Here is a 22,726-nt window from a genome sequence, read left to right as displayed (position 1 = left end):
GACACAGGCATCAAGGTAGATAAGGCCGTGTCAACCGTGTCATGCGTAGTCATGTGATTTGTGATCGCAGCCGTTTTTCTGTGCCGCAGCCCACCCCTTACTTCCGCTAGATTGCTGTCAGATACAGTATTCATGCCAAGGAATTACACTTTTTGCCGAAGCTATTGAGAGCTTCAACACACAACTATTTCAACGGATTCGGCTTTTTGACTTTTCGGCGCGTGATGTGCAAAGCAATGAAAGTGAATGACTTAGACAACGTTTTGCCATCCCGCCTGCCCGCTTTTGCACCTCCGCCTGTTTCTGAATACTTTCAATGCCAAGTAACACGAGTATTTCCAACTATCTCCTATTGATTTCAGGTTTGCGAAAACCACTGAAATGGAATAATTCAGCCTGTCTGGATTCTCACGCAAAAAAGTGTTCTTTGAACCTTAGCCCTGGCTGGTACTCAGTGCACGCCCGCGTTCGCGATGTTGATTCAGGTGTGAACCCTACAGGGCATACTTTAATACTGGATATAGCTGAACGTAGTGAGCCACTACTGCTAAGCCGTTCCGTCAACACTCGCCGGATCATACGACTTCAAGAAAAGGTCAGCTATGTCATGGTTTCACTGGAGGATGATCTTGACCCCAGTGTTTGCCTGGATATCAGCCTGACCAGAATTACTCGTCGCAGGGCCAAAAAACGCATGTTGAAGCGCATGAACAGGCGTTTCGATCCGGTGCAGCACAAAGATTCGATAGACAATACCGAGCATGTGCAAATAGACATGTTGCGCAGCCACGGCCACTGGCCTTCGATAGAAGAACTCTATCAGTTGTATCAACAGACCAATCAACGTCACTTCACCCCCACGCCCTACGCTAGCTGGTTGCAGGATCACCTGCTCGCTCTGGCTAATCACTGGAGAAGTAGTGACTGGAAGATACTGCCGACTGAGAAGCTCGAACTACTGGTGCTGACAATGGACGATAGTGAACACAGTGCCTGGCAGGAGTCGATTGCGGCGCTTCAGGCCATTTCAGGCGAACGCTCACCCGTTATTCGGATAGTCAATCGGATTGACAAGAAAGCTGTAACAGAAGCGCTTGAACAGTCCAGCCATGTCGTGCTGGCAGGTTCTGGAATAGTGCCAGGTCTGGAATTTCTTGTCGCCATCATTCAGGTACTGGCGCAGAATAGTCAGTGCGAGCTGCTATACACTGATCATGATCAATTGACCGAGAATCACGAGCGGGAGCAGCCGGTAATAAAGCCTGACTGGGATCCTTACCTGCTTGAGACAGGGAATTATATCGGCGATCTATGTGTGGTCTCGACTGAGCTCTACTTGCATATTGATGGATTGGAGCCAGGTACTGCAAAGCCGGCTATTTATCCATTTCTATTGAAAGCACGGGCAGAATTACACAGGGATCAGGTCATACACATTCCGGGCATCATGTTTTCTCAGCCACAGCGAAATGACACGTCTTACCAAGATCGCTGGTTCACGCAACATTCCGACGAGCTGGTAACTCGAGCATATTCAACGCTTCAGCCAGACGTCCTACAGGCCCTTCCACGCGTAGAGATCATAATCCCGACTCGAGACAAGGAGCCACTATTACGCCAATGTGTGGAGTCAATTCTAGAACTGACTGACTACCCAAACTACCATATTACCGTTGTGGATAATGGTAGTACGGAACCTGCCACTTCTGCGTTTCATGATGAACTGCACGATGAAGCTCGGTACGATGTACTCGCCTACCCGGGAGCTTTCAACTACTCGGCTATCAACAACTTTGCAGTCGAAAATACACAAAGTGACGTACTGATACTTCTGAATAACGACACTCAGATCATGCAATCAGACTGGCTGACTCGCATGGTGCAGGCATGCATGCTGCCAAAGGTGGGGTGCGTTGGCGCCAAGCTGCTATACGCCAACGGGCGTGTACAGCACGCCGGCGTGGTCATGGGAATGAAAGGGGTCGCTGGACATGCTTTCAGGTTCCAGAAATCGGATTCGCTTTCCTATTTACATAAATTACGCTCACCTCATCAGGTAAGTGCGGTGACAGCCGCCTGCCTGGCGGTACGTCGCGATACCTTCGAACAATTGGGGGGGGCTGGATGACAAGGAACTCACCGTGGCATTCAACGATGTAGACTTCTGTCTACGCGCCCATACTGCCGGCTACGATAATCTGCTGCTTTCTGACGTTACGATCACCCATCACGAGTCACTCTCCCGCGGCGAGGATGATTCGCCCATCAAGACGGCCCGTTTCGCCGCAGAATGCAAGGTCATGCACCATCGATGGCAGCATTATATCTACAGGGATCCTTACTGGAACCCCCTACTTAGTCTGATCGAAGAGCAACCCATGCTGGAAGTGGCTCTGCCTCCAGTGGCCTGAGATTTGCACCGATTGCATGATCAACCGCACAAGCAGCGCTTAAGGTACGCCAGTTGACATGAACGTACTATTCATTACACATGCCCGATTGGACAGACATGCCTATGGTGATGGCTCGACGCGCTACCGCTGCTTCAATCATGCGGAGGTATTGCAAGACAACAATCATCAGGCAGAAGTTCAAAGTCTGACAAACCTGCGAGCAAGCGATCTGGGTCGGTACGATATCGTCAGCTGCCTGAGACCAATCTACTGCCAGAAACTTCAGCAAGTGAGTGATTTCTGTAGGGCACAGGGAATTCACCTGATTGCCGATTTCGACGATTTGCTCTTTGATCCCACCATGGCAGAGCGGTCTCCGAAGGTACTGAACTCACAAGCATCGGTTGCACACGTCCAGAATCAATTCAGAAAACACGCAAGATCGCTACCGCTTTTTGATGAGCTGACAGTTTCCACTCCAGCCTTGGCATCCGCAGCACGCAAACAATGTGCGCATACCAGAATCACCGTACTGCGCAACGGATTATCCGCCTATTGGCTACAGCACGCCGAACAGGCGCGAGGGACTCTCACCGGCGGCGTCAGGCTCAGCTATCTGCCAGGAAATCGTAGCCATGATAGAGATCTTCGATTCATCGCACCGACGTTGGGGCGTTTTCTAAAGGCGCATCCACAAGCTATCCTTTCACTGGTGGGCAAGGTCGGCCTTCGCGGTACCGCATTACCCCGAGAGCAACTGCACCTGACACCTTGGGTTGACTACTATTCGCTGCCCGAACTTATTGCCCAAAGCCGTGTAACGCTGGCACCTTTGCTTGATACGCCTTTCAACTTTGCTAAATCCCACATTAAGTTCATTGAATCGGCGGCTTTAGGAGTTCCGGCACTCTGCTCCCCCACTAGCGACTTGCTGGAGCATGACATTGACGGACTAACCATAATCAAATACGAATCTGACTGGGAACACGCTTTGAACTGCACAGTTGACCCTGATTACCGTGCAGCCTGTGGTGATGCACTGATCAATTATGCAACCCAGCATTGTACCGCTCAAGCTCAATACGCCACTGTCTTGAAGCATTGGGACAGTTCGGAGTACTGGAACCGCAATCGCTCGGCAATGTCGGCCTGATATGTTGATGAACCTCTGTTACGAACATCGCCTCAACGTTCAGCTCAAGGGGATTGCACATTGTCTTAAAACCACGTTGGCGAGTGTTGCAGAAACCTCCTGGAGCTACACTAACAATCGCCTGACTGCAGAGACATCAGAATCCGACTCCAATCCGGAACAATGCCTGACGCTGAACCTGAACAACGATGCGTGGCTCAAGGTTGCACCATTGGCTCCCGGAGGGCTGATCTGCGAAGACCTGCTTATTCAATCAGACGTCAAATCGTTCTCGACACTCCAGCATTTCGTCAACGATAGCGGCTTTACAGCCAAAGCGGTCTGCTTGATGACCTCTGAGCAGTTTCACTCTCGATTCCGACCAGACTCGCAAGGACACTCACTCCGATCAGACAGGTCGACATACCGGTTACTGATCATGATGCCGGACGCAACAGAACGTAGCCAAGACAAAACTTTCATCCAGAAGATCCTTTCCTTGCTCGGTACACTCATAACAGAACCAGAGCAAACCAGCATTGAATGCATACACAAGGATACTTTTGGCGCCACCAACAGTCGTGAACTACTAACGCAACTCAGAGCGCAAAATTCAGGCTTTTACCGACTCGGCGTGACGGCTATGACCCCTGACAGAAAGACAATGCTGGCAGCGTTGATGGGAAATGCCAGTCTTGCCTTGTGCGGAAATTCGGGGAGCCTTGCAGATGCTTTTCAGTTTGGTTTACCCGTAGTAATGTGGAACCGTGCAGGCACCACGGTTGTTGACCCTATCAACCGCTTCTCCCTTGAGTGGTTTCGTCATGGTTGCCGCACCAGCAAGTCAATGATAGCCAGCCAGCAACAGGATTACTGGCTGAGATTACAAACTGGCGGTCGCTCCGCAATCGCAGTTTCCAACAAGAGCAGTCAACTACATTGCACAATCGAGAAATGGCTCATTCACAACAACTCTGGTCCTGCTCATAGCATCACCTTGCAAGGCCCCCAAGACGTAAGATCCATAATGGAAAAGTCGATAACAGGTTCGGATCTCGTCCTCACTTCCGCCTTCACACCTGCTCGCAATCCGGGCGGATTGCAACAACTAAGAATTTCTATCGGACGCAAGCACAGAAAGTTCATCAAGTTTCGCCACTCCCCGACACAGTTCATCGAAGACAGTGAGGTTCGCTGGTTACGTGCGTTCAAGCATACACGTTCATGAAAAGTATCAGCATTGCCGACTGTGAACGCAGGTTCAAGCAAGGACAATGGAGTCAGCAGTTGTGTGAAGACATGTGGCGCCTAGTCGGACATTCGTCCAACACCGAAGCTGTCATGCTCGCCTACGACATTCAGCACTGCTTGAACGGGCTGACCATCGAACACCTAGCCTGGTTGGATGCCTGGCAGAAAGCTCAAAGGCATACCAGCTGGCCACTCTACTGGCGTCTACTCAGTGCTGAACTGGAACTGGGACTGGTACATGAGGCTGCTCTCAGGCTTCAGAGTCCAATAAGGCAGCGATGGTCACTGAGTCGTATCCTTGCACTTCATCACTTTCCTCTGGCTCTGGACTATCTCCACCGCCAGAAAAATCATGGCAATGATTTTCTCACATCACGATTGATGCAGCTGGCTACAAGCCTTCAGGAACGCACGACCACACTGCCTAAACTATGCGATGAGTTATTTGGACAGAACAACATTGATTGCCTGCCAGCGCGTATCGCCGTTGTTGGCAATGGACCATCGATAATCGGAAATGCTGCCGGCGAGAGAATTGATACAGCCGATCTTGTGATCAGGTTCAACAAGATTCATACGGGAGAGCTGATCAGTCGCGATACCGGTCAGCAAACAGGTCTGTGGGTGATATCTCCCGGCTTCAAAATCAAAGCGAGTGGTATGCACTGTAACAAGCTGTGCCTCAGCGGACCTGCCCCGTTCATGCGAAGCTCTCGGTATTGGTCACGTCTGGCCCGAATTCCATTCTCCAGCCTCGCACTCACGCCTCTGGATAGCTGGCACTCTCTGGTGGGGCTTCTGAACGCTCCACCCAGTGCTGGCATTCTGGTTCTCGATACCCTGATCCGCCACTTCCCGACTCTGAACATCGAATCTCATGGCTTTACTACCGATACGGCTGAGTCAGGAGACACGCAGCGCGCCGGTCGTCACTATGGCGATTGCCACAAAGTGTCTACCCGTCACAACTGGCACGAAGAGACCATGCTGATCCGGAAATGGATCAGCATGGGTAAACTACATCCGGGTTAACCTCCGCGCCTGTTAGCTGGCCAGCCGAAGCATATTGTAGGACTTTTGCTCACCAAGCAATGACTGAAGGTATTGGCCATAGCTATTTTTGGCCATTGGCGCCGACAGTTCCAATAGCTGATCATCAGAAACCCAGCCTGATCTCCAGGAGATTTCCTCGGGACAGGCTATCTTGAGCCCTTGGCGCCTTTCGAGCGTCTCAACAAACTGGCCCGCCTCAAGCAAAGAGGCGCAGGTGCCTGTATCCAGCCAGGCGTAACCACGACTCATTCGTTGAACCATCAATTTCCCAGCATCAAGGTATACGCTGTTGACATCTGTTATTTCCAGCTCACCCCTTGCCGATGGTTTGATACTCTTGGCAATGGAAACAACGTCGTTGTCATAGAAATACAACCCGGTTACAGCAAAGTTTGACGCTGGGTGCTCCGGTTTCTCCTCGATGCTTCTAGCGCGGCCCAGGTCATCAAACTCAACAACCCCATAACGTTCGGGATCGCTGACTTGATAGGCAAAAACAGTCGCACCGTGCTTTTGACTGGCTGCACTGTGGAGTAAGCCGGCCATGTCGTTGCCATGGAAAATGTTGTCACCCAGTATTAGCGAGACACTATCCTGTCCAATAAACTCTTCTGCCAGTATAAATGACTGAGCAAGGCCATCCGGGGAAGGCTGCACCGTATAAGTCAGGTTTATGCCCCACTGACTACCGTCACCGAGCAGCATCTCGAACAGAGGAATGTCTCGCGGTGTGGAAATCAGCAGGATGTCCCGAATACCCGCCAACATCATCGTCGTCAACGGGTAGTAGACCATGGGCTTATCGTAGATAGGCAACAACTGCTTTGAGATTACCTGTGTCATCGGATTCAAACGAGTACCCGACCCTCCTGCTAGTATGATGCCTTTCATTACTCAGTCTCCGGAAGCGTTTCAGCCAGCCTTGTAATTCCCCTCGGAGAGGGTTTGTTCGAAATATTTGATCGTCTTGCCCAAACCTTCTTCGAGATTGATCTTGGGCTCCCAACCGAGAGCTTCACGGGCGTACGTAATGTCCGGACGTCTTTGTGTCGGATCGTCACTGGGAAGATCCTTGAAGACCAGCTTTGAAGATGAATTAGTCAACTCGATGACTTTCTCCGCCAACTGTAGGATCGTGAATTCATGCGGATTACCAATATTCACAGGGCCTGTAAATGAATCATCGGTACCCATAATGCGTACGAACGCTTCAATCAGATCAAGGCAGTAGCAGAATGAGCGAGTCTGATCGCCCTTCCCATAGATCGTTATCGATTGGCCTGTGAGCGCCTGCACAATGAAATTCGAGACCACTCGACCGTCATTGGGATGCATTCGAGGACCATAGGTATTGAAGATACGTCCTACCTTGATACGCAGGTTGTGCTGGCGGCGATAATCAAAAAACAGAGTCTCCGCACATCGCTTGCCCTCATCGTAACAGGACCGAAATCCGATAGGATTGACATGCCCCCAATAGCTTTCATGTTGTGGGTGTACTTTCGGATCTCCATACACTTCACTCGTCGATGCCTGGAATATTTTGGCATTGGTTCGTTTGGCAAGCCCCAGCATGTTTATGGCGCCATGAACACTAGTCTTGGTCGTCTGCACCGGATCATGCTGGTAGTGGACCGGCGATGCAGGGCAAGCCAGGTTGTATATCTCGTCTATTTCCAAATATATCGGAAATGTAACGTCATGACGCAAAAGTTCGAATGACGGGTTACCCATCAAATGCTGAATATTGCGTTTCGAACCTGTAAAGTAGTTGTCCATACAGATGACTTCATTGCCTTCGTTCAACAATCGTTCGCACAAATGTGAACCAAGAAAACCGGCGCCGCCTGTCACCAGTATGCGTTTGTCGCCGATAGTGCCCCCAGAGGGAATCGCGTTATTCATTGTAGGTATAAAATTCCGTCAGTTACTAGTGATGTCTGATGCGACATGAAAACTTCACGCCTCGCTGAAAGTCTTATGTCTCGCTGTCACGATATGAACCGTTGCAGCGCAAACACCAAAGACAGTACTGAGATTCTATCAGCCTAGGACTGGAGTCAAGCAAACTACAGGCCAGATAAAAGATTTGGAAAAGCATGCGTACCGTGATCAGATTGGTCGAGATGCCCGATTGGCGAACACTCTGGCGATTGCTCTACAAGCCGAAATCTGAGAACACACCGGTTGAGGTCATCGATACCCGTTGATGAATAGGGGCCTGGTATTTTCATGGCTCTAAGCCCCTTCCCACTCCAACAAATCACAGAATATAAAATTGGCCGCCGTCGGTTACAGCGCGCTCGTCCTCCATATACCGACAGCGTTGGCCTTCATCGCTGCGCGTGCCGCCCAATGGCATTCACTTAACAAAATAAGCCATTCACTTAATAAAACGGTTTTCGGCGGCCAGTGCTTTTCCCTGTTTTTTGCTTTAAGCCGTAATCGGTGTCTTTGCTGCGGCGAGTTTTGCTGGTTTTGGTGCTTTCCACTTGCCCACAGGCTTTCTTGAGCATCGCGCGTACGATCTGTTGGGGCGTAACTTCTGCCGGCACGTGCTAATGCTAGCGATAATGGTGTTCACGGTCTTGTTCAGCAGGTTGGTTTGTTGAAGTAACAAAGCTTCGATATGTCTAGCCACCGTCATGAGGCAGTTTTTGAAGTTCGCTTTAATGGCGTGCTTTTCACTTTCGCCTTGCTCGCTTTTTGATTGAAAGCCATCCTCACTGTGATTGGCAAATAATCGAGCGAGAGTGATGAGGTTAAAATGTGCAAAGAGTTCCTGCTTGACGCCTCGCTCGCTTTGAGCATGAAAGTCTTCGACTTTCATCAGCTGTTTGGATATTTTGTACAACTCTTCGACACCCCAGCGCGAGTGATAGACCGCTGACAGTTGCTCAATGCTGTATTTTTTCTGATCCCATAATGTGGTGCCCAGAATGTAGCTTGTTCCGCCAGCATCGTATTTCACTAACCGCAGCGCGAGTGCTGGGTAATCCGGCTGTGGGTCGTGCGCAGGTATGGATGTGCGCTTTGACTGGCTAGGAAAAATCTGGACGACGGCATCGATGTCATCGCTGTTGGCAAATGCTTCAACCACGCGACAGGCGGTTGTCTTGAGTCGAAAGATAGGGTGTATGTGACGTTTGTCATGCTCGTGCAGCATGTCATACGAGTAATATCCACGATCATAGACCACCACATCGGTTTCAGAGAGTGAGTTCAGGTGGCTGATCGCCATTTTGCGCTCATCGCGATGACTGGCCAAGTCAAAATCGATGGGAATTTTCGTTTTTAGCTCATAGAGGCAGCTCACAGTACCTTGTGGATAATGGGCATTGTCCGAGGGCGTTTTGTAGCCTGCGCGAATCAACTGCCGAGGTAAGTTCAATTTTGATCCATCAACAGCCATTAGACGATGGCCTTGCCATAGTTTTTTGGGGTCGGGTTTGGCTTGTTGAAGTATTTGAACCTGGAGTAACTTGAACACCTCTTCATCTAATTTGGCGCGAGCATTACAAAAAGCTGATGCTGCGACCGGCGTGGGTTGAGGAAGGTCTATGCCCAGAGTGCGGCACTGCTCCCAAAGCTCAGCGGTGGTGATGGCATAGCCTTGTTTGTTCGTTGAAAAAACCAGCCGGAAGATGAAGAGCATGATCAACAGTGAGTTCAACACGCGTTGACGCTTTTGCCATTGCCGATCGAAATCATGAGCAACGTGAATCACGGTGCCAATGATGTTTTGCCACAGCTGAACAAAGGGATCAGTTGGGCCCAGTGGTCTGGGCGTATGGCCTGTATTTCTAGAGTGTGCTTTACCTTTTTTGCGGACAAGCTCAGGGCCATTGATCAGTATGGGTTTGGGGTTCCGGGTCAGTGCAAAAACATAGACATCTTTCGCAGATTTACCCGGTGTGCTTTTAGTGGCAGATTGGCCTTTGGTCTGACCCAGGCATTGCCAATTGGCCGCGCGGTAGCAGGTGGCTTTGAATCTTGTCGGATCAATGAATGTCTCGACCAGCACGGGACGCGTGTGGTAGTTCGCCAGCCAATCATCGCTCAATTGTTTGCAGGCCATGGATAACGACTTTGAGGCCAGGCATTTCACTTTTACCCACGGGAAGATCAGGAATCGATTGTTATTGACTAGCAAATCCAGGTGTTTTTTGTATTTCTGTTCCTGCCAGCCAATCCATTGATCACGACAAGGTAGCGACTTGACGGCATAGCAGAACATCAGGCAGCCTAACTTTCGTCCTTGCGCATCGACAATGAAATAGCGCAAATGCGGCCCAATAGGTCGCCTGTAGCCCAGGTAATGATGCCTGTCGACTAGCTCGTTCCACAGCCCGATGTCGTGCTTGTCTGCGGCCAATTGAACCGTAATTGCCAGCTGGTCCAACGGCTCGTCGATGAGAGGTTGTTGCTCTGAGCGAGAAGTCGGTTTGATCTGCTTCTGCAGGCCTGGTCTCTTGGTCTCATCGATTGCTGGCAAGGACACAATGCCCAGTTTTTCCAGCGACTCCAGCGTGCTCAGGCAGGACTGAATCTTGTGCTTGCCCGCCGGTGTACACCAGCCTAGATGTTCGCTAATCGTATGAGCCAATTCCCGTCGGCTTAGTGCTGGAAAAGCGCGACAGGTTTCCTGGATGGTGCAGATTTGCTTGCGGGTAAATCGCTTGCCTGCAAAGGTGGTTGAGCTGAGGTTCTCTATGAGTGGATCCATGGCCCTTTCGACTGAAGTTGACGCACAGATAGTGTGTCAACTGTCGTGAAGCGAGTCAAGAGTTTTTTGAGGGACATCTCGGAAGTGTAGAATGTTCATACTAATCAGCCTGTTACAAAACTGCCCGTGACGGGGAAATTAGTTTGCTCCAAAATGAATGCCATTGGCGTGCCGCCACTGACCTACCGCTTTTTCACGTAATTGCGAATGTCTGTCTCATCGTGGGTATCAACGTAAATTCAGTAGTGCTCGGCCTACTCCCGATTTGACCTGGAATTCAGTCGGATTTTCTTCGTCGTTGATCTCCAGACGTGGGCGCGACAATCGGTCGAACACCTTCATCTCGCTCCAGGGTCGAAAGCACTTTACTTATATCGACCTCAAGCTCACTTCCATGCCGCTCGTTGTCAGCATTGACCTGAGCGACGGAGGCAAGCACTTGGGAATAGCTCATACCTCGTACCTGCGGCAGTCGAAAGAAGTGGCCGTGACGATAGTTTTCCGCCATGATTTCCAATAGCTTGGCACCACGCGGTGCAAATATCAAATTTACCAAACCCGCGCCGTGAGGGGCGACGGATAGACTCCGCGCGCAAAGATACCAATCTGATCCTCGAGCGATAGCTCTGACATGGTCAGCTCTGGATAGCCGCGCGCTTCCAGATCTTGAGCAAGTTCCGGCTCGGTGCGAATCGAACGTCTCTTCAGCGCATCGCGGCGAGACAGGTAGAAACGCGTTGGCAAGTCTGGTGAAGCTGCTTCGATGCCTGCTTGACGATACCCATCAAGCAGTGAGATAAGCCGCTCGGACGGCTGGAAAGTATAGTCGCTGCACGTGGCCAACGAGTACATCAGCGGTACGCCGCGCAGAAATCGATCCGGTGGCAGGGTAATGCACTCAGCAGGATCAATACCAAGCAGTACGAGCGATCGTTGCCGAGTCTCATCATGTGGCGGCAGAACAATTCTGTAGTCAAGACCCTGTTCCTGCGCAACGCTTCGCAGCAATGCAACTCCCTGCAGACACTGGAAACTCCAATGATAGAAATTATCGTGCGCTGCGCATGCCCCGACAAGGTAGGTCGGCCCACTTGGCACAATCAGCTGCCTCAATGTATCGATTTGCTTTGTGATCTTCGAGAGGTTGACCAGGAACAATCGCTGGGCTGACAGAGTTGGTTCAAGCCGATCGCAGACGACGAACTCTTGCCCGAACAAGACACCATCCTCTATCGTTGTGATGTATATCGGCAGATCAGCATAGCTGTCGGTGAAGCGCTCTTGCCGCCCTCCGCCCGGCGTATAGGGTTCAAACTGTGGATCAAGTTGGAAGTCCGCATTGAAAACTGGTTGAGCCCAACGCCGTTCCGTTTCCCACTCTATCGTTGAATGACGCGCCCGCATCTCCGACTCCGGCTCTACTGTCAACGAAGCCGGGTCAACATGCATGACGTCGACAGTACCTTTTGATCCTACCAAGCTCGAGATTGAGTCCGAGTCGGCAACGAGAGCCCGCCACGAAAGTGTCAAATGGGGACAGGTACGTCCTCTCCCAATACGCACGGATGATTTCGAGCTGGATCCGTAATTTGGAACCTACACGCCGAGCGGCGGTCGGCTGGATCGATTCACCAACGAATACGACGATCTGCCCATACATATTACCTGGCTACAGTCTGGAGTCCTGTTCGGCCAAGAGTTTCTCATCTGCGATGCGGATCACCCGACAGTCTCAAACGAGCGTCTGTACCTGACACGTCACAAACGAGCGTTAAGACGACTGGATCTTGATCGAATGCACGCCGAGCAGAATGTGACATATCTTGTAGGTGCTAATGCAGAGCCCAACAATTTCTACCACTGGAATTTCCAGTGTCTGCCAGGGATTGTTCTTCTGAGAGCGCACGCACGTACGAAAGGCCTGGACTACCGGATTGTGGTGCCACCATTGAATGAATCACGTCGGCGATCACTGGAACTTGCGGACATCGACGCAGCAGAATGTGTAGAACTGAAGCCGGATAGCTTCATTATGAATGTGCCGATTCTATACACGAGCGCAGCGTGCGGCTACTATGCATTGCAACCTTCGTTGCAGCTGATTGAACTTTTAAATCCATACCTCGCCAATTGTCTGAGTAACAGCAGTTCGTCGCTGCCGACCAGGTTCTACCTTTCACGAAGAGACGCACCCGGCAAACGCGAGATCAAGAACGAGAAGGATCTTGTAGGTGCTTTGAAGCATCGCGGCTATGATGAGCTAGTCATGTCGGAGTTGTCGATAGAAGACCAGGTCGCTGCGTTCGCCAGAGCTGAGAGCATAGTCGCACCTCATGGTGCAGGCCTTGTCAATCTGATGTTTGCGCCCGAAACCGCGAGACTGCTAGAGATTCTTCCTGAGAACTATCGTATGGCCTACTTCTTTCGACTTTCGCAAGTGCGCGGAATGCGCTATTCCCAAGTGCTCTCACGAGTGGCAGGGTCCTGGGAAGGAACGGATGTCCATCAGTGCCCGGTGGTCGTGGAAATTGACAAGGTTCTGTCAACGCTTGATCGATCAGAAAGTGCAAGTGCGATCAGTGGTGCCCGCTGATAGAGTACGACTCGTCCCTGCCCGCCAGCTTAAATGGGCTTCTTCATTGTATTGTAGGCATCAAAGCATGCATCATAGTAACCTTTAATCAGGCGTACCATCGCCAAATCGAATTCACGATTGCCCCCCCCCCAATGGCATTCACTTAAGCGTATTTAATGCATAAATTGGCGGTGTTGAAGCTAAAAATCAATGACTTACGGTTATCCTAATGGCGATATTTCACTTAAGTGAATGCCATTGCCCCCCCCCCTGCATGGCGGGCGTTCGCCTCTTGGATAATGCGTAGTGCGTAATCCGACTTAAGGGTGCGGAGTCAGAGTTTCTCCAGCTTGTGCATATTCTGGGGCTTGTTGATCACCGATTGTGTGCCGCAGCAGTGCGGAAGTGGAATACAGGATGAGTTCCACGATGTACGAGAAGTTACAAGAGAGATGGAGGGGTAGTGGTCCTCCGAGATCTGCCTGCAGGGGTCGGTCTCAAACTGCCTCCGAGTGGCATTGGTTAAAGACCGTTGTCGCGAGCGTCGGAGGAAAAGTAATGTTTGAACATTGCAAGTGAGAATTGAGAAGGCGAACACCAGTGAACCATTATCAAAGTGTCGAAAATCATCAGATGACATCAAAACCGAGGATGAATGGGTTTCTCGGGATGAGTCCATCGGATACCTGTTTACTGGGTGGGCGATGTCCGGCATAGAGATGGCGCGAGCTCAATTCAGGCTCTTTTGTGAAACTGCGGGAACCTGTTGTTGTAATGCTAAGGGAGACGGCCAAGAGAAGAAAATCAAGGCCTTGAGTACCGATGTGCAACACAGGGACGGACCGATCTGTATGAGTGTTGAAGCGGCTGTAATGGCGGTGGAGCAAAGGGATCGGGTTGATCTGTCGACGCGTGTGTCAACCTGCGAGGGGATGAACGCATGACGGAGACAAAGCCATTTGATATTTCCAAGCGCTTTGTGTGGGAGGCATACAAGCGCGTGAAGGCCAATAAAGGAGCCGCAGGAATCGACCGGCAATCGATGGCTGAGTTTGAGCAATCGTTAGCTGGCAATCTCTATCGAATTTGGAATCGCATGTCTTCGGGTAGCTATTTCCCGCCGCCAGTTAGCGCGGTTGCAATACCCAAGAAATCAGGTGGAGAGCGAATTTTAGGCGTACCCACTATCTCGGACCGAATAGCCCAGACAGTGGCCACTCTGGTACTGAATCCAATTCTGGAGCCTCACTTTCACGAGGACTCCTATGGATACCGTGCCGGCAAATCAGCGCATCAGGCACTCGAGGTAACGCGCAAGCGTTGCTGGCAGTATGGCTGGGTGCTGGAGTACGATATTCGTGGTCTGTTCGACCATATCGATCACGGGCTTCTTATGAAAGCACTTCGTCATCATACTGACAATAAATGGATACTGCTTTATGTGCAGCGCTGGCTGACAGCACCAATGCAGAAGAGAGATGGTTCGATAATTCCCAGAGAGGTTGGATCGCCGCAGGGCGGTCCACTTTCGCCAGTTTTATCGAATCTGTTTCTACACTACGCATTGGATAACTGGTTATCCACGCGACACGAAGCTATTCCATTCTGTAGGTATGCCGATGACGGGATTATCCATTGCCGTACTCGCAAGCAAGCTGTCTATATGCATCAGCAGATAGCTGAGCGGCTTAACGAATGCGGTCTGGAGATTCATCCGGAGAAGACGCGGATAGTGTATTGCAAGGATGCGAACCGAACAGGAGACTATGAAAACATTCAATTCGATTTTCTTGGCTATACGTTTCGGCCACGAAAGGCGCTGAATGAGTCTGGTTGTGCGTTTCTCGGTTTTCTTCCTGCACCAAGCAATTTGGCGCTGAAGTCGATGAGGCAAACAATCAGACGTTGGCACTTACCACTCAAGAGTTCTTGGTCGCTTGCTGATCTGGCTCAAAAGTTTGGCCCAATTATTCGGGGCTGGATGAGTTATTACTGCCACTTTCGTCGTTCTGCCCTTAAAGATATCTCTTTTCATCTGGACAAGGCACTTGCTCGATGGGCTATGCGGAAGTACAAACGATTACGCGCACATATTGTTCGTGCGGGCAAATGGATACGTGAGGTGTCGCAACGTGATTCGGGACTTTTCCCGCATTGGCGTCGTTCATCTTCGTATGTGGCTGGATCAATGGGAGCCCGGTGAGTCGAGAGGTTCACGCCGTGGTTCTGCGAGCAGCCGAGGGGGAAGTTCCCTCGGCTGACTCACCCTGATTCATGGTGATCACCTTTTCTGATCGAAGGTGATCATCGATTCTGCTCTGAAGGTGATCACTTTTGACCTCGGACCAGAATCGCTGATCAACTTGTCAGAATCACTGATCACGATGCCAGAATCAGTGATCACCATCGATCAGAATCAGATCTAACGCATTGTTTTTACTAGCCGTTATGCTGCGAGCTCCTTCGAATAAGAGTACGCAGTTTTGGCTACACCGAGACTCCCAATGCGAAAGATCAAAACCATCCTGCGTCTGCACTTCGAAGCTGGCCTGAGCCAGCGGCAGATTGCGTCCTCCCAGAACATCGGCTACGGCACGGTGTCCAACTATCTCAAGCGTGCTCGCCAAGCTGGGCTGTCATGGCCATTGCCTGACGGCATGAGTGAACGAGACCTGGGCGCTGCTTTGTTTCCGCCCGCCAGTGCTGGCCGCGCTACTGACTTTGTGGCCCCTGATTTCCCCACCCTGCAGCAGGAATTGTCAACCAAGGGCATGACACTGCTGTTGCTGTGGGAGGAGTACCGCGAGATGTACCCCGACAACGGCTACAGCTACTCGCATTTCTGCAATCGCTACAAGGACTGGCTCGGCACACAGAAGCGCTCCATGCGTCAGGTGCACATCGCTGGCGAGAAGTGCTTCGTCGATTACGCTGGCCGGACAGTACCGATCGTCGATGCCGCCACCGGTGAGTTGGTCAATGCGCAGATCTTTGTGGCGGTACTCGGTGCATCGGGCTATACGTTTGCGCACGCCTCGCTATCGCAGACAGAGGCGGACTGGATTCACAGCCATAATGCAGCCTTCGACTTCTTCGGTGGAATTACCCAGATTGTGGTTCCCGACTGCTTGAAGTCGGCAGTCACAAAACCTCACCCCTGGGTGGCCAAAATCAACGCTACCTATCAGAGTTGGGCGGACTACTCCGGCACGGTCATCATTCCAGCGAGGGTCAGAAAACCTTATGCCCAGCGCTTGGATATGCGGAGCTCCAGCGGCCAGACGGTATCAGTAGGGCTTTGGCCGCTGGAGCAGCTCAGCATAGCTATTTGCCATTTAGCAGTTGGATCAATTCATCCGTTGCCCTGAACTTTCCAGTCCTTAGCGTCGGCGGTATCATTGCTTCCACGATAGATAGCTTTTCGTTTGGATCTGCCCGCAAATACATCTGTGTAGTCGCCAGTCCTGCATGTCCAAGCCATAATGATACCTTTCGGATGTCCCCAGTGGCCTGAAGAACGGTCATGGCACAAGTGTGCCTTAACACATGCGGACTTACTGTTTTATCCACCAGCGTCGGGCATGAGGCCGATGCTGTAACAACGTGTCGACGCAGAATGTACTCGAACCCCGAACGGCTCATCGGTCCTTCACGCGCGTTTAAAAAGCATTCGGAGGCGACACTTGTACCCCTTACATCACGCCATGCTCGTAGATCGTTGGCAGTCGCCTTCCATAGTGTATACGACGCTCAATACCCGCGCATAGTTGCCGGGGAGCTAGTGCATTATAAAACAACCCTGCTCATCACTTCTGTTCAGGGTTCCAGGTTAGTTTGTTACCGATCCTCTGATTCGCGTGACACAGACTCAATCAACTGATAGGAAGGAATGGCCGTGTAGAAAGACGCGACGCCAGTCCTGATTTGACGGTCCGATCTGACGCCGCATCCCCAACCGTGTTTTCACACAGCCAAGTGAAGTATCGCACTTCATTAGGTTTCAATCCAGAGCTACCCGGCAGGGATTGCCGATGGACGACCTGGACACTGCACGGCGCTACCACTGCGCTCGTTGCCACCAACCGGTCATTATCTGCCGCCACTGTGATCGAGGCAATATCTACTGCTTCGATGGATGCGCCCAGGCTGCAAATAAAGAACGCTGCAAACGAAACGCAAAACGCTACCGACGCAGTCCTAAAGGCAGGCGTAGCACTGCCGCCCGTCAACGTCGTAACCGGTTGCGTAAAGCAATGCTTGAATCGGATCTCGAGTCGAGCAAACAACCCCCGCTCACGCTAAAGCCACCTGACTCAGAACCGAGTGCAACACCCTGCGATTCACCCATAGTAACGCACCGGGGTTCCGTCGAGGAGTCCGGCAGTGCTCCACTGATATCCAGGCCAACACAGTCTCGTTTTGTTTACTGCAACGGGTGTCAACGTGCCTGCAATGAGGCTATGAGAATCGATTTCCTGCGAACAACACGACATCACTCTCGACATCGGAATTACAAAGGGACACCACCATGACGATTCATGCTGAGTTGCATAGCCAGATTCTACGGCTTCACTTTGTCGAGCACTGGGGTGTCAATACCATCGCCCGCCAGCTGCATATTCATCACAGCGTGGTTGAACGTGTACTGAGCCAGGTTGGTGTGCCACAATCTGAGCGAACCGAGTCACGATCGATACGCGATCCCTACAACGACTTCATCGTAGCCACGCTGGACAAGTTCCCCGATCTGACCGCTACTCGCCTATATGTGATGGCATGTAATCGCGGGTATAACGGGTGTTCCAGTCACTTTCGTGCTCGCGTGGCGGAGCTGCGTCCCCGGAAAAATCCGGAGGCCTTCCAGCGTCTCAAGACTTTTCCAGGAGAACAAATGCAATGTGACTGGGGCTCATTCGGTCATCTGCAAATCGGCCGGGCCAAGCGTCCGTTGATGGCCTTTGTGATGGTGCTTTCCTGGAGCCGCATGATCTTCGTACGCTTCTATCTTAACGCACGCATGGAGAGTTTTCTGCGGGGACATGTTGCTGCCTTCGAGCATCTCGGCGTTGCTCGAGTTGTATTGTACGACAACCTGAAATCGGCTGTCATTCAACGCCACGGTGATGCGATCACATTCAATCCCGAACTGCTAAAACTCTCGGCACACTATCGTTTCGAACCGCGCCCCTGCGCACCGTACAGGGGGAATGAGAAGGGCCGAGTTGAAAGAGGAGTTCGTTTTATACGCGAGAATTTCTTTGCGGCCCGTGACTTCCGTGATCTGGATGATCTGAATAGACAGGCCGACCAATGGTGCACTGAGCACAGTACCCAACGCCCTTGCCAGGCGGATACATCAATCACGGTCGGTGAAGCGTTTGAAAAGGAGAAGGAGCACCTGATTGCATTACCGGACAATCCGTATCCAGCCGATGATCGGGTCAGTGTGTCCATCGGAAAAACACCGTACGCACGCTACGATCTCAACGATTATAGCTTGCCACACACTCATGTGCGTCGCGTGCTGACAGTACTTGCCTCGATGGGCACGGTGCGAATCACTGATGGTGCCAAGGTGATTGCCAGCCATGTTCGCAGTTATGGTAAAGGCGAACAGATTGAAGATCCTGCGCATCTGCAGGCACTCGTTAACTACAAGCGTCGGGGGCGTGCACACCGCGGCCAGGATCGGCTTTCGCAGTCTGCACCGAGCAGTACTGCACTACTGACACAAGGCGCCAAGCGTGGCTACCGGCCTAGCCAGGTGGTTGCCCAGCTACTGAACCTGCTGGACAGCTACGGGGCACAGGAGCTTGAACACGCCATTGCAGAGGCATTGAGACAACAGGTTCCACATCCCAATGCTGTGCGCATTGTGCTTGAACGACGGCGTGATGAGCACAACCGTCCACCACCACTGATCGTACCCTTGCCAGCTAACGCACGCGCTAATCACATTGTCGTGCGCCCGGGCTCATTGGATTGCTATGACCAGTTGAGCGACAACGACAACGACAACGACAACGACAATAGCGTGCCGGGAGAGACAGATGACGACTCCATTAAATAGTGAATTACAACAACGCGCCCTGGCCTTGAAACTTCATGGCCTTCTAGCACATTGGGATGAACTCTCAAAGGATCAGATTGCCTGGATCCCCTCTTTGCTGCAGTGGGAAGAGGTAGAACGAACACAGCGCGGCCTTGAACGACGTCTAAGCAGCGCTCACATTGGGCGCTTCAAGCCACTGGCAGACTTCGACTGGCAATGGCCTGAACAATGCGACAAAGGCGCCATCTCGGAGCTGATGAATCTGGAGTTTATTCACGAGACAAGCAATATCATACTGATCGGTTCAAATGGCTTGGGCAAATCCACTGTGGCTCAAAACATCACGCATGAAGCGGTGATGCAAGGTCATACCGCGTTGTATGTCAATGCTGCCGAAATGCTTGGAGATCTGGCATCACAGGATGGTGATAACGCGTTGCGACGCCGGCTCAGATATTACGCTCACCCCTCATTGCTGGTCATTGATGAGTTGGGCTATCTGTCCTATGGCGATCGACATGCGGATCTTCTATTTGAGATCGTCAACCGTCGCTACGAGAAGAAGCCGATCATTGTTACTACCAACAAACCGTTTAGCGAATGGGCATCCATGTTCCCCAACAACGGCAGTGTGGTCTCCATTGTTGATCGACTGGTGCATCATTCAGAAATACTGGTGATCAAGGGTGAATCGTATCGAGTCCATGAGGCCAAAAAAAGAGCAGCTTCAAAGAAAGGGACCCGAGCCAAAGTGACAAGAACGCCCAAACCAAAAGGCAAAGACTCATGAACTCACGTTGTGTTGATGTGGCCTTCTACTGGACGCCAGAGGAAGCTGCCGCCATTGTTGATTATCTTGACCGTTTGCGCGATACGGTTTGGGAGCTCTACAGCGAGGACATCATAGAGTGCCGCACGCCGGAGCTTGATGAGCAATGTGATCCACGCCAGCGGCATCTTTGTTTTGACGATGAAATAGACCGAATGGCAGGGGATGATAAACAGGAATCGACCTCATGTAACCAGTCCGGTAGAACCTCACAAGAGCCGGGTGTGATGAACGACAAAACCAAACTATGGGACGCACTGCCATCAATCGACGCTCTGTCCTCACTGAGTGACGAGGATATCGGTGAAATGCATAATTTGCTCCGTGCGCTATTGCACGCCTGCGAAGAACTCTACAAGGATCCGATAAGGCGCATGGGCGAACAAAGACATCAAGAACTTCACCCCCCGTGGAAGCGTGGCCTGTCCCGATCGTCAATGCCCAACTGGGACGACGAGGACTTCTAACAAAGACATGCTTTTCTAGCATCTGGATCCTGCGGGGTCCAGTGTCAGGCAGTCTCATTTATTGAAAAACTCTCCGGCAAATAGCCGCGCTTTTGATCCAGCAAAGACACATAGTGGTAAAGCTCGTTCGCGTCTACCTTTACCGACGACATGAACGGCGGATTCACTATGCAAAGTAAGCGCGTTCATCGGTAGTGTCACCAGCTCGGTGACTCGTAGTCCCGCCGCCAAACACAAGTGGATCATTGCCCTGTCCCTGATACCAATTCGGGTGGACGGATCGGGCGCGTTCAACAGCGCGTCGATCTGCTGCGGATCTAGATATCCTATCAAAGGACGATCGGTACGCTTATTCTGTCCGGCGGGTGAGTCAGCCGAGGGAACTGCCCCCTCGGCTGCTCTCAGATCCCGGCGTGAACCTCTCAGCTCACCGGGCTCCCATTGCGCCAACCGAAAAAGACCCGCGACCTGTCCAATGTACGAACAGATAGGGGGACTTACTCCTTACACGATCCAGCCACCGATACGCTCTGGTTTTATGACCCCGAAGGCGTTTGAATTTCCTCATGGCCCAGCGAACAATAACCCTGTCGATATGATCAGCAACAGGTTGGAACTCAGAACCTCGAAAGCGACAGTAGTAGTTAATCCATCCGCTGACGCGAGGATTCAAGGTTCTGGCCAAATCTTCCAGTGATAATTCACTGTGCAACTGTAACCGTCTGCGCCGAAGTGACTGACGCATTGCTGTCATAGCTTGACGGCTCACAGCGGGGGTGAAAGTTGCCTTAACTCGGCCCTGACGATCAATGAAACGCCTAGGCCGAAAACTGTAGCCTAGAAAGTCAAATTGGACGTTCTCGTAAGTCCCTGTTCGATCGCAATCCTTGCAATACACAATCCGGGTTTTATCCGGATGCAGCTCCAGCCCACATTGATCGAGTCGCTGCTTCAGCGCACACAGTATCTCTGTGGCTTCAGCTTCGCTTCTACAATGCAAGACCCCATCATCTGCGTAACGACAAAAAGGAATTGATGGGTGGTACATTGATAGCCAGTGATCCAGTGCATAGTGAAGAAACAAATTCGATAAAATTGGAGACAGTGGGCCGCCTTGCGGCAAACCGACCGTCCTCAATCCTGCAACCTGATCTCCAGTTTGCATTGGAGCTGTCAACCAACGTGTCACATACAACAATACCCACTGAATCTTACAGTGATGACGGAGTGCTTTGAGCAAAAGCTCATGGTCAATGTTGTCAAACAAGCCGCGAATATCGTACTCCAGCACCCAATCGTACCTCCAGCATCGCTTGCGCGTTACAGAAAGTGCGTCATGTGCTGATCTTGCGGGCCGGTATCCATAGGAGTCTGCATGAAACACAGGCTCCAGTAGGGGTTCCAGCAACAGAGACGCCGCTGTCTGTGCAATTCTGTCACTGACAGTCGGCACTCCTAACATCCTTGTCCCTCCTGATTTCTTTAAAATCGGCACCGCTTTGACCGCAGGCGGAAAGTAGCTGCCTGATGACATCCGATTCCAGATCTTATAGAGGTTCTTGTCTCGCTCTCGATCAAATGACTCAATCGATTGCCCGTCAACACCGGCCGATCCCTTATTGGACCTGACCCGCTGGTATGCCTCCCACACCAAGCGTTTAGGAATATCAAACGGTTTTGTTACTGTCATGTCTTCATCCTCTCTACGAGTTGGTACATACAACAACTGGTACAACCGGACTCCTTTGCTCCGGCATCATTACAATGCCATCAACGCTACTACAAGTCCGTCCGTCCTCAATCCGATGCATCGGTACTCTTGGCCTCGCTTTTCTTCACTTGACCGTCTCCCTTAACATCATCAGATCGAGTTCCCGCAGTTCCACAGAAGCGCCTGAAATCGAGCTCGCGCCATCTCTATGCCGGACACCGCCCACCCAGTAAACAGGTTCCCGATGGGCTTATCCTGGGGATAGTTGAGACCCCCAGTTTTGATGCCATGTAAACAGTATCGACACCTTAACGATGGTTCGTTGGTACTCGCCTTCTCGATTCATACCTGACGCACCACATGGGTACGCTTTTTCCCTTGACGCTCACGACAACAGTCTTCAGCTAATGCCGCTCAACGGTGGTTTGAAGCCAGCCCCTGTAGGCAGACTCCGGAGGGCCTTAATTCCTCCATCACTTCTATAGCTTTTCATACAGCGAGGTCAGCTCCTTGCCTCCCTCTCCGCATTGCTGCGGC

Annotated in this window: 18 protein-coding genes and 1 pseudogene; 11 read left to right on the top strand and 8 right to left on the bottom strand. The window is 51.5% G+C overall.

Annotated features, from left to right (window positions below):
• The first annotated feature begins 454 nt into the window (after window positions 1-454).
• Genes IMCC3135_RS07750 through IMCC3135_RS07730 form a run of 5 tightly spaced genes read left to right on the top strand, consistent with a single transcriptional unit; the run spans window position 455 to window position 5,808 of the window.
• Window positions 455-2,128 (top strand): glycosyltransferase, encoded by a 1,674-nt coding sequence (locus IMCC3135_RS07750; RefSeq protein ID WP_157735838.1) that lies wholly within the window; start codon window positions 455-457, stop codon window positions 2,126-2,128.
• A 13-nt stretch (window positions 2,129-2,141) separates the two neighbouring features.
• Entirely contained in the window at window positions 2,142-2,411 is a 270-nt protein-coding gene (locus tag IMCC3135_RS07745) for a glycosyltransferase family 2 protein (protein ID WP_088917087.1), read from the top strand.
• Between the two features lie 58 nt (window positions 2,412-2,469).
• Window positions 2,470-3,546, top strand: coding sequence for a glycosyltransferase family protein (locus IMCC3135_RS07740; RefSeq protein ID WP_088917086.1), 1,077 nt, complete (start codon window positions 2,470-2,472; stop codon window positions 3,544-3,546).
• 7 nt (window positions 3,547-3,553) lie between these two features.
• Window positions 3,554-4,753 (top strand): hypothetical protein, encoded by a 1,200-nt coding sequence (locus IMCC3135_RS07735; RefSeq protein WP_157735837.1) that lies wholly within the window; start codon window positions 3,554-3,556, stop codon window positions 4,751-4,753.
• Window positions 4,750-5,808 (top strand): glycosyltransferase family 29 protein, encoded by a 1,059-nt coding sequence (locus IMCC3135_RS07730; RefSeq protein WP_088917084.1) that lies wholly within the window; start codon window positions 4,750-4,752, stop codon window positions 5,806-5,808. Before IMCC3135_RS07735 ends, IMCC3135_RS07730 begins: the two co-directional genes overlap by 4 nt.
• Window positions 5,809-5,820: 12 nt before the next feature.
• Here IMCC3135_RS07730 and rfbA read toward each other — a convergent pair whose 3' ends face one another.
• The 5 genes from rfbA to IMCC3135_RS07705 all read right to left on the bottom strand — a co-directional run bounded on the left by rfbA (window position 5,821) and on the right by IMCC3135_RS07705 (window position 12,034).
• The gene (rfbA, locus tag IMCC3135_RS07725) at window positions 5,821-6,720 is read right to left on the bottom strand and encodes a glucose-1-phosphate thymidylyltransferase RfbA (RefSeq protein ID WP_088917083.1); all 900 of its coding nucleotides are present in this window, start codon (window positions 6,718-6,720) and stop codon (window positions 5,821-5,823) included.
• A gap of 21 nt (window positions 6,721-6,741) precedes the next feature.
• A complete protein-coding gene (locus IMCC3135_RS07720) occupies window positions 6,742-7,734 on the bottom strand; it encodes a UDP-glucuronic acid decarboxylase family protein (protein ID WP_088917082.1) in 993 nt (330 codons plus the stop codon).
• A gap of 529 nt (window positions 7,735-8,263) precedes the next feature.
• A complete protein-coding gene (locus tag IMCC3135_RS07715; protein WP_088916227.1) occupies window positions 8,264-10,555 on the bottom strand; it encodes an IS4 family transposase in 2,292 nt (763 codons plus the stop codon).
• Between the two features lie 277 nt (window positions 10,556-10,832).
• Window positions 10,833-11,111, bottom strand: a complete 279-nt coding sequence (locus tag IMCC3135_RS07710) for a glycosyltransferase family 61 protein (protein ID WP_157735836.1) — start codon at window positions 11,109-11,111, stop codon at window positions 10,833-10,835.
• Complete coding sequence (locus IMCC3135_RS07705) at window positions 11,105-12,034, bottom strand: glycosyltransferase family 61 protein (protein ID WP_157735835.1); 930 nt, start codon at window positions 12,032-12,034, stop codon at window positions 11,105-11,107. Before IMCC3135_RS07705 ends, IMCC3135_RS07710 begins: the two co-directional genes overlap by 7 nt.
• A gap of 334 nt (window positions 12,035-12,368) precedes the next feature.
• Between IMCC3135_RS07705 and IMCC3135_RS07700 the strand changes: the two genes are divergently transcribed.
• The 3 genes from IMCC3135_RS07700 (at window position 12,369) to istA (IMCC3135_RS07685) (ending at window position 16,498) form a co-directional block, all read left to right on the top strand.
• Window positions 12,369-13,148, top strand: a complete 780-nt coding sequence (locus IMCC3135_RS07700; RefSeq protein ID WP_157735834.1) for a glycosyltransferase family 61 protein — start codon at window positions 12,369-12,371, stop codon at window positions 13,146-13,148.
• A gap of 922 nt (window positions 13,149-14,070) precedes the next feature.
• Entirely contained in the window at window positions 14,071-15,333 is a 1,263-nt protein-coding gene (gene ltrA / locus IMCC3135_RS07690) for a group II intron reverse transcriptase/maturase (RefSeq protein WP_088917077.1), read from the top strand.
• Between the two features lie 301 nt (window positions 15,334-15,634).
• Window positions 15,635-16,498: an IS21 family transposase gene (gene istA / locus IMCC3135_RS07685; protein WP_088917076.1), complete on the top strand. Its 864-nt coding sequence runs from the start codon at window positions 15,635-15,637 to the stop codon at window positions 16,496-16,498.
• On the opposite strand, the pseudogene IMCC3135_RS35430 reads toward istA (IMCC3135_RS07685), so the two are convergent.
• Window positions 16,455-16,832, bottom strand: a pseudogene (locus IMCC3135_RS35430) (tyrosine-type recombinase/integrase); the annotation flags it as partial. The gene istA (IMCC3135_RS07685) and the pseudogene IMCC3135_RS35430 sit on opposite strands and share 44 nt — an antisense overlap.
• An 826-nt stretch (window positions 16,833-17,658) precedes the next feature.
• Here IMCC3135_RS35430 and istA (IMCC3135_RS07675) point away from each other — a divergent pair.
• From istA (IMCC3135_RS07675) to IMCC3135_RS07665, 3 genes are read left to right on the top strand one after another with little or no spacing between them, the layout of a single operon-like run.
• Window positions 17,659-19,200, top strand: coding sequence for an IS21 family transposase (gene istA, locus IMCC3135_RS07675; protein WP_088917075.1), 1,542 nt, complete (start codon window positions 17,659-17,661; stop codon window positions 19,198-19,200).
• Entirely contained in the window at window positions 19,181-19,972 is a 792-nt protein-coding gene (gene istB, locus IMCC3135_RS07670) for an IS21-like element helper ATPase IstB (protein WP_088917074.1), read from the top strand. Before istA (IMCC3135_RS07675) ends, istB begins: the two co-directional genes overlap by 20 nt.
• Window positions 19,969-20,478, top strand: a complete 510-nt coding sequence (locus IMCC3135_RS07665) for a hypothetical protein (RefSeq protein ID WP_088917073.1) — start codon at window positions 19,969-19,971, stop codon at window positions 20,476-20,478. The genes istB and IMCC3135_RS07665 overlap by 4 nt, the downstream gene beginning before the upstream one ends.
• Window positions 20,479-20,532: 54 nt before the next feature.
• On the opposite strand, the gene IMCC3135_RS35425 is transcribed toward IMCC3135_RS07665, so the two are convergent.
• Window positions 20,533-20,811, bottom strand: a complete 279-nt coding sequence (locus IMCC3135_RS35425; RefSeq protein ID WP_418251420.1) for a tyrosine-type recombinase/integrase — start codon at window positions 20,809-20,811, stop codon at window positions 20,533-20,535.
• 94 nt (window positions 20,812-20,905) lie between these two features.
• Window positions 20,906-22,168, bottom strand: a complete 1,263-nt coding sequence (ltrA, locus tag IMCC3135_RS07655) for a group II intron reverse transcriptase/maturase (RefSeq protein WP_088917071.1) — start codon at window positions 22,166-22,168, stop codon at window positions 20,906-20,908.
• Window positions 22,169-22,726: the final 558 nt, after the last annotated feature.

The sequence above is a fragment of the Granulosicoccus antarcticus IMCC3135 genome (assembly GCF_002215215.1).
GTDB lineage: Bacteria > Pseudomonadota > Gammaproteobacteria > Granulosicoccales > Granulosicoccaceae > Granulosicoccus > Granulosicoccus antarcticus.
Note: the sequence above shows the minus strand (reverse complement) of the source record. Positions and strands in the feature narration are given on the sequence as shown.